This window comes from Paraburkholderia sp. RL17-383-BIF-A, assembly GCF_046028015.1.
Lineage (GTDB): Bacteria > Pseudomonadota > Gammaproteobacteria > Burkholderiales > Burkholderiaceae > Paraburkholderia.
Window position 1 is genome coordinate 69,650 of the sequence record NZ_JARESR010000025.1, and the last position, 11,728, is coordinate 81,377.

The 11,728-nt window shown below is 64.1% G+C and carries 11 protein-coding genes; 1 reads left to right on the forward strand and 10 read right to left on the reverse strand.

Annotation, left to right across the window (positions count from 1 at the left end):
* Nucleotides 1–2: 2 nt before the first annotated feature.
* From astA to P0D71_RS25150, 10 genes are all read right to left on the reverse strand, one after another.
* Nucleotides 3–1,040 (reverse strand): arginine N-succinyltransferase, encoded by a 1,038-nt coding sequence (astA, locus tag P0D71_RS25105; RefSeq protein WP_408482639.1) that lies wholly within the window; start codon nucleotides 1,038–1,040, stop codon nucleotides 3–5.
* The gene (aruF, locus tag P0D71_RS25110; protein ID WP_408482679.1) at nucleotides 1,037–2,095 is read right to left on the reverse strand and encodes an arginine/ornithine succinyltransferase subunit alpha; all 1,059 of its coding nucleotides are present in this window, start codon (nucleotides 2,093–2,095) and stop codon (nucleotides 1,037–1,039) included. The genes astA and aruF overlap by 4 nt, the downstream gene beginning before the upstream one ends.
* A gap of 41 nt (nucleotides 2,096–2,136) precedes the next feature.
* Nucleotides 2,137–3,372, reverse strand: coding sequence for an aspartate aminotransferase family protein (locus tag P0D71_RS25115; RefSeq protein ID WP_408482640.1), 1,236 nt, complete (start codon nucleotides 3,370–3,372; stop codon nucleotides 2,137–2,139).
* 242 nt (nucleotides 3,373–3,614) lie between these two features.
* Nucleotides 3,615–4,664 (reverse strand): GlxA family transcriptional regulator, encoded by a 1,050-nt coding sequence (locus tag P0D71_RS25120; RefSeq protein ID WP_091795036.1) that lies wholly within the window; start codon nucleotides 4,662–4,664, stop codon nucleotides 3,615–3,617.
* A 38-nt stretch (nucleotides 4,665–4,702) separates the two neighbouring features.
* On the reverse strand, nucleotides 4,703–5,530 hold the full coding sequence (locus tag P0D71_RS25125; protein WP_091800603.1) for an ABC transporter ATP-binding protein: 828 nt from the start codon (nucleotides 5,528–5,530) through the stop codon (nucleotides 4,703–4,705).
* Nucleotides 5,531–5,575: 45 nt separating this feature from the next.
* Complete coding sequence (locus P0D71_RS25130) at nucleotides 5,576–6,289, reverse strand: ABC transporter permease (protein WP_091795039.1); 714 nt, start codon at nucleotides 6,287–6,289, stop codon at nucleotides 5,576–5,578.
* A 4-nt stretch (nucleotides 6,290–6,293) separates the two neighbouring features.
* On the reverse strand, nucleotides 6,294–6,983 hold the full coding sequence (locus tag P0D71_RS25135) for an ABC transporter permease (protein ID WP_012432581.1): 690 nt from the start codon (nucleotides 6,981–6,983) through the stop codon (nucleotides 6,294–6,296).
* Between the two features lie 287 nt (nucleotides 6,984–7,270).
* A complete protein-coding gene (locus tag P0D71_RS25140; protein ID WP_091795041.1) occupies nucleotides 7,271–8,224 on the reverse strand; it encodes a patatin-like phospholipase family protein in 954 nt (317 codons plus the stop codon).
* Between the two features lie 35 nt (nucleotides 8,225–8,259).
* Nucleotides 8,260–8,811: a hypothetical protein gene (locus P0D71_RS25145; protein WP_408296954.1), complete on the reverse strand. Its 552-nt coding sequence runs from the start codon at nucleotides 8,809–8,811 to the stop codon at nucleotides 8,260–8,262.
* 833 nt (nucleotides 8,812–9,644) lie between these two features.
* The gene (locus P0D71_RS25150) at nucleotides 9,645–10,592 is read right to left on the reverse strand and encodes an ABC transporter substrate-binding protein (RefSeq protein ID WP_408482642.1); all 948 of its coding nucleotides are present in this window, start codon (nucleotides 10,590–10,592) and stop codon (nucleotides 9,645–9,647) included.
* 222 nt (nucleotides 10,593–10,814) lie between these two features.
* On the opposite strand from P0D71_RS25150, the gene P0D71_RS25155 reads away from it, so the two are divergent.
* Entirely contained in the window at nucleotides 10,815–11,726 is a 912-nt protein-coding gene (locus P0D71_RS25155) for a LysR family transcriptional regulator (protein ID WP_408297014.1), read from the forward strand.
* The last annotated feature ends 2 nt before the right edge of the window (nucleotides 11,727–11,728 follow it).

The following is an 11,728-nucleotide window of genomic DNA, read 5'->3' on the forward strand; positions in this document are numbered from 1 at the left end:
GATCATCCCTGTTTATGTTTCTGCGGCAGCACGCGCACGAGCTCGCCTGCCTTGACGTCGAGCGCCGCGGCTTCGGCCGCGCTCAGACGGAACACGCCGTCCTGCGGCACGCCCGCCACCACGCCGACGCGAAAATCGCCCAACGACGTATTCGACACCATCGATTTCGGCCCGTCCTGCGGCGCACCCGAGCTTGCCGTGCCGATTTCGACCGGCACCACCACGCTCTCGCGCACCGTGCGCAAGTCCGCGATATGGCATTCGAGAACCGGACCCGCGTCGAAGATATCGACGTGATTCTCGTAGCGCAGCCCTTCCGCTTCGAGCATGCGACGCGCCGGAATCGTGTCGTTATGCGTGAGGCCCACGCAGTCCTGCGCCTCTTGCGGCAACAACTCGACATACACCGGATAGCGCGGCATCAACTCGGCGAGAAAAGCCTTGCGGCCGTGCGAACTCAGGTAGTCCGCCGCGTTGAAGTCGATCTGGTAGAAATGCGAGCCGACCGCGCGCCAGAACGGCGAGGTGCCTTCCGCGTCGAAATGGCCGCGCAATTCCGCGCACAAACGCTGCGGAAAGCGCTCGCGAAACTGCGCGAGAAACATGAAGCGCGACCGCGACAGCAAGCCGCCCACGCCGCTCGTGCGGTAACGCGGACTCAAAAACAGCGAGCACACTTCCGCGTAACCCGTCAGGTCGTGCGAAATGTTCAGCGCGCGCATGCGCGTCCAGATGCCGAGGTCCTGGCTCGCATGCACCACCGTGCTCACGCGATAGTTGTAGAACGGCTGCTGCAGGCCCACCGCGGTTTCGATTCCGCACACGCCGGCGACGTCGCCCGTATCCGTGTCTTCCATCACGAAGAAGTAGCCGGCTTCGTACGGCTCGGCCTTGTCTTCCATCGTGCGGCGCGCGCGTTCCACGCGTGCCGCGAGCGCCTCGCGGTCCGGCTTGAAGGTGGTCAGTCCCGGACCGGTTTCCTGCGCGAGCCGCATGAGCGCGTCCACATCGCCTCGTTGCACAACGCGAACCACGATCATCGTGCGTCTCCCGATTGTTCGTCCTGCTGCGACTGGTGCAACGGCACGCAGCGCACCGTGTCGCCTTCCTGCACGCCGAGCGCGGCACGCGCCGCTTGCGGCAACGGCGCGCCGGCTTCCTTGCCCGCCGCCAGTTCGCCGAGCACGCAACGGAACTCGCCGTCCGCGCCGTTATGCGCGATCAGATACGTCGCACCGTCAGCCGCCACGTTGCTCTCGCGTACCTCACGTGTTTCGTTGCGCGTGACGCAGGCGCTGCGATCCACTTGCGCGGTCAGCACCGGCCCCGCATCGAAAATATCGACATAGCGATCCGTCTCGAAGCCTTCCTCGAGATGGATGTCGTACGCGAGCAAGGCTTTCGAATCCGGCTCGCCGAGCACGCGCTGCGCCGCCTCGGGCAGCAACGGCACATAGATGGGATACGTGGGCATCACTTCGGCGATGAAGGTGCGGCTGCGGCCACCCGATTCGATCTCGATGTCGGCGAAGTCGCGGCCGAAGAACTTGCGCCCCACCGCTTCCCAGAATGGCGACACGCCGTTCTCGTCGGTGACGCCGAGCAGCAGCGAAAACACCTCCGGCGTAAACCGCTTGCGATTGGCGGCGATATACATCATCCGGGCACGCGACATCAGATGCGCGGCGGCGTCGCCACGCAGCGACGGGTCGATGTAATAACCCGCGAGGCGGCTCTTGCCGGTCAGTTCATGCGACATGGTCAGCGCGTGAATCTTGCGGTTCACATGCAATTCGCGCGACGCATGAATCAGCGCGTCGTTGCGAAACGCGTAGAACGGGTCCGAATAACCGGCCGCGGCGACGATGCTCGCCGTGCCCATCAGCTTGCCGCTTGACGCATCTTCGAGCACGAACAGATAGAACTCCTCGCCCGGAAAATCGACTTCCGCGCGAAACGAGTCTTCCGACAACGCGACGCGCGCTTCGAGCGCGCGCCGGTCGTGCGGCAGGGAATGCAGCACCGGTTGCGCGGTGCGCGCCATATGCTCGAGCGCGTCGAGATCGGCGAGGCGGCCTGGGCGTACAAAGAGCATCATCGTTCCTGTTGAATGTGGCGCGTGATCAATGCTGTGGCTCAGTGCGACGCCGCTTCAGCTTTCGCGCCGACGATGCCTTCGATCGCCTGGGTCAGACGCGCGAAGCCCTCGTTCATGTCGTCGAGCGGCATGATCAGCGACGGCACGAAACGCAGCACGTCAGGACCGGCCATCAGCATGATCACGCCATGCTGGCCAGCGGCCGTGACGAAGTCTTTCGCGCGGCCCTTGAAGGCATCGGTCAGTTCCGCACCGATCAGCAGGCCCCTGCCGCGCACTTCCTTGAACAGGCCGAAGCGATCGTTGAGCTTCGCGAGGTGGCCCTTCAGCGCAACGCTACGCGCGCGCACGCCTTCAAGCACCTTCGGATCGCTGACCAGTTCGACGACCTTTTCGGCGATCGCCGCGCCGAGCGGATTGCCGCCGTACGTCGTGCCGTGCACGCCGACCTTGAAATGCGCGGCCAGTTCAGTGGTGGTCAGCATCGCGCCGATCGGGAAGCCATTGCCGAGCGCCTTGGCGGTGGTCAGGATGTCCGGCGTCACGCCGGTTTCCTGGTACGCGTAGAAATAGCCGCTGCGGCCCACACCCGTTTGTACCTCGTCAAAAATCAGCAGTGCGCCATGCTGATCGCAGGCTTCACGCAGTGCCTTCAGAAACGCCGGATCCGCCGGGATCACGCCGCCTTCGCCCTGAATCGGCTCGACGATCACCGCGCAGGTTTGCGCGCCGATGGCTTTCTTCGCCGCTTCGATATCGTTGTACGGCAAGTGGGTGATGCCGGCCGGCACCGGGCCGAAGCCTTCCGAATACTTCGGCTGCCCGCCGACGCTCACCGTGAAGAACGTGCGGCCGTGGAACGACTGCGTAAACGAGATGATTTCGATCTTGTCGGCGCCGTGGCGATCGAACGCGACGCGGCGTGCCAGCTTCAACGCGGCTTCATTCGCTTCCGCGCCCGAGTTGGCGAAGAATGCGCGGTCGGCGAAAGTCAGCTCTTCGAGGCGTTTGGCCAAGCGCAGCACCGGCTCGTTGGTGTAGCCATTGCCGATGTGCCACAGCTTGCCGCCCTGATCGTGCAGCACTTTCAGCAGTTCGGGATGCGCATGACCGAGCGCTGTGACGGCGATACCGCCGGCGAAGTCGATATAGTCGCGGCCTTGCGTATCCCAGACGCGTGAGCCGAGACCGCGATCCGGCACGAAGGCGGCGGGAGAAAACACCGGCACCATGACTTCGTCGAAGGTCTGGCGTGTCACTGTCAGGTCGTTCATGGCAAATCCTCGTTACAGGTGAGAGGTAATACAGCTAGTGTAGGTAACTGCGCCCGATACGTCTTGCGCATACGCGACGCTTTCTATGAGCTTCCACGCGAGCGGGCGGCGTTCGGTGAATGGGCGACGGGCTTGAATCCGCGCTTTGAGCCCTTGCCTCGGGCCGCGCTTTGGCCCTTGCCTCGGGCCGCGCTTTGGGTCTCGTTTCAGCCCTTGCCGCGGTCCGCGCCTTGGCCCGCGCTTCAGTCCACCTGATCCGGCCGCTCGATCAGCGCGCCCGGCCGCGGCTCGCTGGCCGCGGCGCCGCTCGCGCCGGTCTGCTTGTCGATCCAGTTGCGACGATCCTCTCGCGGTGTGACACCAAAGCGTTCGCGGTACGCATTCGAAAAGTGCGCCGCCGACGAAAACCCGCAAGCGAGGCTGATCTGCACCACCGATTTACTGGTGCGCTGCAATTGCGTGCGCGCTTTCGAAAGCCGCAGCCCCAGATAGTATTTGGACGGCATCGAGCCGAGATACTGACGAAAGAGGCGCTCCAGCTGCCGCCGCGACACGCCCACCAGACCCGCGATCTCGTCGGTGGTGAGCGGATCTTCGATATTCGCTTCCATCAGCAGCAAGGCGTCGTTCAGGCGCGGATGGCGCTCGCCCGGCGCGGTGACGAACGGAATGCGCTGACGCTCCTCGCCCGCGCGCAACGCGCCGACGCCGAGCGTATCCGCAATGCGATCCGCGAGTTCGGGGCCGTGCTCGCGGCCGATCATCGCCAGCATGAAGTCGACGGTGGCCTGGCCGCCCGCGCAGGTGGCGCGATCGCGGTCGATTTCAAAGATCTGCTGCGTGACGATGGAGCGTTCGAACTGCTCGGAGAACTGCTGATAGGTTTCCCAGTTGACGCTCACGCGGTAGCCGGACAACTGCCCTGCCATGGCGAGCCACCACACGCCGTGGTGAATGCCGGTGACGAGCGGCGTGCGCTGACCGACCCGCGAGAGGCTGGCGAGAAAGAGGCGATAGTCGGCGAACTGCTGAAACCGCTCGCTGACGATGATCAGCCAGTCGCACGCGATCGCGTCGCCGAAAGCGGCATCGGCCGGCCATTGCGCGCCGCCCGCGAGCGGCACCGCGCGGCCGTCCCACGAGCAGACCTGCACGCGGTAGAGCGCGCGGCCGTCGATTTCATTGGCGAGATTGAGGGCGTCGACAATCGGCCCGACGCCCGACATCGACACGGGCGGCAAGGCGACGATAGCGACTTGCGTGGTGCGAGCCGGGCTGGACGTGCGAGCCATCGCTGAAACGGGTTAAACGCTACGGCGCGAGCCGCGCGTTACTTCAGGCTGCCGGAAAGGAACTGCTTGAGCCGCTCGCTGCGCGGCGCGCTCAGGACTTCCGCGGGCAGGCCTTCTTCTTCGGTGCGGCCTTGATGCAGGAACATCACATGGTTCGACACGTTGCGCGCGAAACCCATTTCGTGCGTGACGACGATCATGGTGCGGCCTTCTTCGGCGAGCTTCTGCATGACCTTCAGCACTTCGCCGACCAGTTCGGGGTCGAGCGCCGAAGTCGGTTCGTCGAACAGCATCACGTCGGGGTTCATGGCCAGCGCGCGGGCAATCGCCACGCGCTGTTGCTGACCGCCCGACAGATGCGACGGATACTGCTTTTCGAGGCGAGGTGCAAGACCGACCTTCTCGAGATACTCACGCGCGCGGTCTTCGGCTTCCTTGCGCTTCAGACCCAGAACATGAATCGGCGCTTCGATGATGTTCTCGATCACGTTCATGTGCGCCCACAGGTTGAAGTGCTGGAACACCATGGCGAGCTTCGTGCGGATGCGCTGCAACTGCTTGTGATCCGCGACTTCGAGATTGCCGGCGCGGTCGGTTTTGGTCTTCACCGCTTCGCCGTCGACGACGATCTGCCCGGCGTTCGGCCGCTCGAGAAAATTGATGCAGCGCAGAAAGGTGCTCTTACCCGACCCGCTCGCACCGATAATGCTGATCACGTCGCCCTTGTTCGCATTGAGCGACACGCCCTTGAGCACTTCGTTGTCGCCGTAGCGCTTGTGGATGTCCTGTACGGCGAGCTTGCAAGCTTCGGTTTGAGTCGTGTGGAGCAAGATGCTCTCCCTTTGAAAATACGGATCAATCTTCATGACGGGGCGCGACTGCCGCGCCGCCCACTGCAAACACGGCGCGTTTCAATGCGTGCGCACCGCGAGATAGCCCAGCCAATGGCGCTCGGCGCGGCGGAACAGCGCCACCAGCACGAACGACACCACCAGATAGATCAGCGCCGCGAGGCCGAACGCGTCGAACGACTGGTAAGTGGCCGAGTTCGCGTCGCGCGCCACCTTCAGGATGTCCGGCACCGTGGCCGTGAAAGCGACCGTGGTGGCGTGCAGCATCAGGATCACTTCGTTACTGTACAACGGCAAGGCCCGGCGCAGCGCGGACGGTATCACAATGCGGCGGTACATCGTGAACCAGCTCATGCCGTAGGCGCGCGCCGCTTCCACTTCGCCGTGCGAGGTCGAACGGATCGCGCCGGCGAAAATTTCCGTGGTGTACGCGCAGGTGTTCAATGCGAAGGCGAGAATCGCGCAGTGAAAACCGCTGCGGAAAAACGCGTCCAGCAGTTGATGCGAGCGCACGAATTCGAGGCTGTACATGCCGGTGTAGATGAGCAGCAGTTGCACGTACAGCGGCGTGCCGCGAAACACGTAAGTGTAAAGACGCACTGGCGTGGAGAGCCAGCGCTTCTTCGACACGCGCGCCACCGCCAGCGGAATCGCCGCGCAGAAGCCGATCCCGACCGACGCCACCAGCAGCCACAGCGTGACCGCGAGACCGGAGATGCGCTGGCCGTCCCAGTAGAGAAACGCGCGCCAGAATTCATTGAGAATGTCGATCATGGTCTTAAAGCTCCGCGTGCCGCACACCGATCGAATAGCGCTTTTCCAACCAGATCAGCACGAGATTCGAAGCGGTGGTGATCGCCAGATAGATCAGCGCGGCGACCAGGATGAAGAAAAACATGTTGAAGGTGCTTTTGCCGGCGTCCTGCGCGGCTTTGACGACGTCGGCGAGACCGATGATCGACACCAGCGCGGTGGCCTTCACCAGCACCTGCCAGTTGTTGCCGATGCCCGGCAGCGCGAAACGCATCATCTGCGGAAACAGGATGCGCGTGAATACGCGCGCGCCGCTCATGCCGTACGCGCTGCCCGCTTCGAGCTGGCCGCGCGGCACGGCGAGAAAGGCGCCGCGGAAGGTCTCGGTGAAGTACGCACCGTAGATGAAGCCGAGCGTCAGCACGCCGGCCACGAACGGATCGATATCGAACTGCGGGAGATTGAGCGCGTCGGTGAGGTTGTTGACCGCGATCTGGATGCTGTAGAACAGCAGCAGCATCAGCACGAGGTCGGGCACCGAGCGGATCAGCGTCGTGTAGCCGGTCGCGATTGCCCGCAGCGGGCGGTTGAACGAAAGTTTCGCCGCCGCGCCCGCGAGGCCGAGCAGCACGGCGGCCGCCAGCGACAGGACGGACAGCTCGATCGTCTGGATCGTGCCGGCCAGCAACACCGGGCCAAAGCCGTATAGGAACACGCGTGTCTCCATCCAGGTTGTTTGAGGATGTCTCGGACGGTGTCGGCTCATGCCTGCCCGACTCGTCCAGCATGGCGCGGAGTCTCGCAAGCGAAAATTAAATTCTCAAAGGCGTGCGGGCGTTTTGCTGCAACGCAACAGAGCGGCCTTTGGCGCATTGCACGGCGTGCAGGGCTTGGTTTTGAGGGTTGTGGGAATTTGTAAGGCAGGCAGTGCGCGGCGAGCGCCGCCGCGATTTAGCAAGTTTCGGGTCGCTTTTTCGATAGACGGCGGACCGCCGGAACGCCCTAATCGATGCCCAGGCGCGCCCGAATCGCCGGCAGCATGTGCTCCACCGCCGCGCGCCCCTCCTCGATGGCAGGCGCCGCGCGATGAAAATCGAAGATCCCCATGCCGCCCAGCCGCGGCTGGATCAGAATGTCCGCCGGTTCGCCCGCCAGACGGCTGCGCGTAATCCGCACCTGCATGATGTCGATGCTTTGTGCGATCGAACTCAGCATAGACGGCACGCGCGCGCTCGGCGCGGGCGGCACGCGCACGTCGTCCGTGACGCGCGCATCGGCGGGCGCGAGCCAGCGTGGCCAGGGCTTGCCGTTGCGGCGCAGCGCGACCGCCTGCGGCTCGGCCGGGTCGATGGCCGGCGTATCGACCACCGCGCCGCCGAAATCGCGGCCGTTCAGGATATCGTTGTTCAGATCGACAGCGATCACGCAGTCCGCGCGCATGCCCCGCGCCACCGAAACCGGCACCGGGTTGCTCAAACCGCCGTCCACCAGCCACACACCGTTGTGCCACACCGGCGTGAAAATGCCGGGAATCGCAATCGATGCGCGCACCGCCTCGACCACGCTGCCGTCCTGCAACCAGCTTTCGCGGCCCGAGTCGAGTTCGGTCGCGACCGCCGCGAACGGCATGTTCAACTGCGCGATCGAACGGCCGTTGAACTTGTCGGCGAACAACTGGATCACCTTGCGCCCGCCGAGCAGGCCGCCCGAAAGCCGCAGATCGAGCAGGCGCACCACCGTCTGCCAGGTGAGCCGCGAGACCCACTCTTCCAGCCAGTCGAGATCGCCGTTCGCATACACCGCGCCCACCAGCGCGCCGATCGACGTGCCGCAGACCACATCGGGCCGGATGCCCGCATCGTGCAGCGCGCGAATCGCGCCGATATGCGCCCAGCCGCGCGCGGCGCCGCCCCCCAACACCAGCCCGATCCGGCTGTATCGACGTCGACGTATCATGATCTTCCCCGCTTGCTCTCTTTTATCACTCACCGCTATCGCCCACGAATCACGTCAGAGCGCGATGTCGTGTACACCTTCTGATACTGGTCGAAATGCACGTTGAAAATCCCTTCTTCGGTCACGCCGCCTTCGCGCCACTTCCAGCTCCACACGGTTTCCGGCTTGAGCGGAAACACCGCGACCTGGCCGGGCTTGCCGAGCAGGCGGCGCACTTCGTCCTCGCTCATGCCGATGCGGATCTTTGCGAAGTTGGCCGCCGTCAGCACCTGCGTGATGGCCTGCAATTTACCGTCGCGATCGATGTCGACCATGTACGTATTCAAGCCTTGCGGGCCGCGCGGATATTCGAAGCGTTTCGAACCGTCGGTGAAGGTGCGCTCGGTTTCCGGCTTGCCTATCTGGTCGCGGATCTGCGCTTCGGTCGTGACGCCCGGCGTCATGTCCTTGAGCAGTAACGCGTCCGGTTTGACGGCGTTGAAGAATTCCTTGAGTTTTTGCACGGCGCGGTCGCTCTGTTGGTCGTCGCAACCGGTCAACGCGACGGACGCGGCCAGCATGGCGACAGTAAGCAGTTTCAGGCTCACAGCGGATTTCCTGTTCGGATGTGGCCCGCGAAGGCCCGCATCCTGTTGTGTAGTGTCCGCTACAGGATAACCGCGCACGGGCAAAACCGCGAGCGGGCGCCGCACGGCGGTGTGCGCAGTCGCACAGGGTGCGCAACGGTGACGTAGGCAGAGGCGGAGACGGATGCCGCGGAGGCGAAGTTAGAAGCTGCGGAGTTAGAAGCCGTGAGGCGAAGTCGGCGACGGCGGAAGGCCACGCGAAGGTGAGGCTCCGGCCGTACGGGCGACGCGCGGGCCACACGCGAAAATCGCGCGCGAAAACGGTGGCCACAAGCAAAAAGGCGACGCTGTGCAAAGCGTCGCCGGGTCGGTCGATACGGTCGACCGGGAAAGTAAAATCGGCCGTCCGGCCGACTAAAAACGAAGCGCCACGGACGACGCGCAGCGGTCTGGTCCCGGACGAAGCGGTGAGCAACCTTGGCTGCTCACCTCGCGCCATCGCCGGAATGGCAAACCGCTGCTTGACTGGCCGCCCTGGTCCCTCGATAAGCCTTCCAAGTGCAGCTAATCTAAACGGATTGGCGGATTTAGACGAGAGCGCGTTTACACCGAATCGGCAGATGATTTGCCTTGAGTGGCAGCGCTTTCATAGGAATGCCGACCGCGCACGCGCAGCGCGCGAGATTGGCGTGCGGGAATTCAGCCTTGCGGTCGAGGTGCGCGACGCTTGCGGCGAACTCGTCCGCGAGTTGCGCCAGCAAGCGTCGAATGCATCTCGCTATCGAGCGGATGACGCCGTGTCTCGGCGCTGTCGGCAATCACGGGCATTCATGCGCAAATGCCTGTCGACCGCATCAAGGCAAAGGGAAACTGCGGTCGAAGCTCGGCCGCACGTCCAGATGCGCGCGGATCACATTGGCCGCTTCGTAGGTGTCCGCCGTGCGCTGCTGCGCGGCCACGACGCTGTCGTCGATCGCCACCGGATGCACCTGGCCGCGCTGATAGACGGTCTTCAGCACATCGGTCGGCAAACCCGTGACGCGCGACTGCATCGCCGCGACCTCGTCGGGATGCGAGAGCGCCCAGCGCTGGCCGATCGCTACGCGCCGCAAAAAGTCGGCGAGCTGCGTGCGCTTGTCGGCGATCGCGCGTTCTGTCGCCACCTGATAGCTGAGACCTTCCGAGAGGCCCACGCCGTTGGCGATGATGCGGTCGTGATCGCGCGCTTCGCCGAGCGCGGTGTACGGGTCCCACACCGACCAGGCGTCGACGCTGCCCGAGGCGAGCGCCGCTTTCGCGTCGGCCGGCGCGAGGAACACGAAGGTGACGTCGGCGAGCGGCACGTTGGCCTTCTTCAACGCGGCGAGCGCGAGGTAGTGGCCGATCGAGCCGCGCGTCGTGGCAATGCGTTTGCCCTTCAGACTCGCGGCGTCGTTCAGCGGCGAATGCGCGCCGACCACGATCGCCAGATCCAGCGGCGTCGAGCGTGTCGCCGCGACCGCTCTCACCCGCGCACCCGCGGCAAGGGCGAACACCAGCGGCGCATCGCCGAGACCGCCGACGTCGACCGCGCCCGCATTCAACGCTTCGCCGAGCGGCTGCGCGGCCGGAAAGTTGAACCATTCGATCTTGTACGGCAGGTCTTTCAACTGGCCGGACGCTTCGAGAATGCCGCGCGTTTGCAAGGACTGATCGCCGACTTTGAGCACAGAAACATCGGCCGCATAAGATGGCGCGGCGCATAGCGACGCTGACACCGCAAGCGCGGCAGCGCCAGCCGGCAGCAACCTTACGCGTTGCATAACAGATCGGATTGCGAAGGAAAAACGGGAAGTCGTCATGGCAGCGCGTAAATCGTCGCATGGAGTGGATTTGCAACGACGATAAGGCACACCTTTGTATAAGACAAACGCATTATTCTGCTAAGCAAATATGCGAATTTTCTTCGGCTACAAGCGGTGAGCGCGCACGATACGAGTATGATCGAGCGCATTCTTTTGCACCATCATTGGTCACCGCCCACCATGAAGATCGACGAAATCGACGCCTACGTAACCGTGATTCGCTGTGAGTCGCTGCAGCAGGCGGCGCTCTCGCTCGGCCTCACGCAACCGGCCATCACGCGCCGTCTGCAAAATTTCGAAGAAGCGCTCGGCGTCGAATTGCTCGACCGTAATACGCGGCCGCTGAAGGCAACGGCCACGGGACGCATCGTCTATGAGCAATGCCGTGTGATCCAGCGCGAACTCGACGTGCTGCGCGAGATCGTCGCCGCCGACACGCCGCCGGTCGGCACGCTGCGCCTCGGCGTCGCGCAAACGATCGCCGATATCGCGCTCAGCGAAGCGATACGCGGCCTGAAAGGGGACTATCCCGGCCTGCAGGCGCGTGCCTCGACCGGTTGGGGCGGCCAGTTGCTGCAACGCGTCGAACAGGGCGAACTCGACGCCGCCGCGATCCTGCTGCCCAGCAACAAGACCTTCGACGTGGCGCTATCGGCCCGCTCGCTTGGCCGCATCAAACTGGCCGTCGTCGCGCAGAAAGGCCTGCTGAAAAAACGTGCGCACACGCTGACGGAATGCCAGTCGATCGGTTGGGTGTTGAATCCGGACGGCTGCGGATTCCGCGATGGTTTGCAGCGCGCACTCACCGGCCTCGGGCTCGCTCTCAAGCTGAACCTGGAAACGCCCGGCACCGAGTTGCAATTGCAGCTCGTCGCCGACGGCAACGGCCTCGGTCTCGTGCCGCTGCCGCTCCTGCAGGCAAGCGCTCATGCGAATGCGCTCGATCTCGTCTCGATCAGCGACTTCAAGCCACTCATCGACATCTGGCTCGTGCAGCCGCGCGTGCTCGGCAAATTGCAGCAGCCTGTGGAGCGCTTCGGCGCCGCGATCGAGCGGCAGTTCAAGGAAGCGCGCGCGCAGCGCGCGGCCTGAAA

What these genes read in the sequence shown, in the direction of transcription:
- astA (WP_408482639.1), bottom strand. Translation starts at nt 1,040, where the DNA reads ATGATCGTGGTTCGCGTTGTGCAACGAGGCGATGTGGACGCGCTCATG.
- aruF (WP_408482679.1), bottom strand. Translation starts at nt 2,095, where the DNA reads ATGCTCTTTGTACGCCCAGGCCGCCTCGCCGATCTCGACGCGCTCGAG.
- P0D71_RS25115 (WP_408482640.1), bottom strand. Translation starts at nt 3,372, where the DNA reads ATGAACGACCTGACAGTGACACGCCAGACCTTCGACGAAGTCATGGTG.
- P0D71_RS25120 (WP_091795036.1), bottom strand. Translation starts at nt 4,664, where the DNA reads ATGGCTCGCACGTCCAGCCCGGCTCGCACCACGCAAGTCGCTATCGTC.
- P0D71_RS25125 (WP_091800603.1), bottom strand. Translation starts at nt 5,530, where the DNA reads ATGAAGATTGATCCGTATTTTCAAAGGGAGAGCATCTTGCTCCACACG.
- P0D71_RS25130 (WP_091795039.1), bottom strand. Translation starts at nt 6,289, where the DNA reads ATGATCGACATTCTCAATGAATTCTGGCGCGCGTTTCTCTACTGGGAC.
- P0D71_RS25140 (WP_091795041.1), bottom strand. Translation starts at nt 8,224, where the DNA reads ATGATACGTCGACGTCGATACAGCCGGATCGGGCTGGTGTTGGGGGGC.
- P0D71_RS25150 (WP_408482642.1), bottom strand. Translation starts at nt 10,592, where the DNA reads ATGCAACGCGTAAGGTTGCTGCCGGCTGGCGCTGCCGCGCTTGCGGTG.
- P0D71_RS25155 (WP_408297014.1), top strand. Translation starts at nt 10,815, where the DNA reads ATGAAGATCGACGAAATCGACGCCTACGTAACCGTGATTCGCTGTGAG.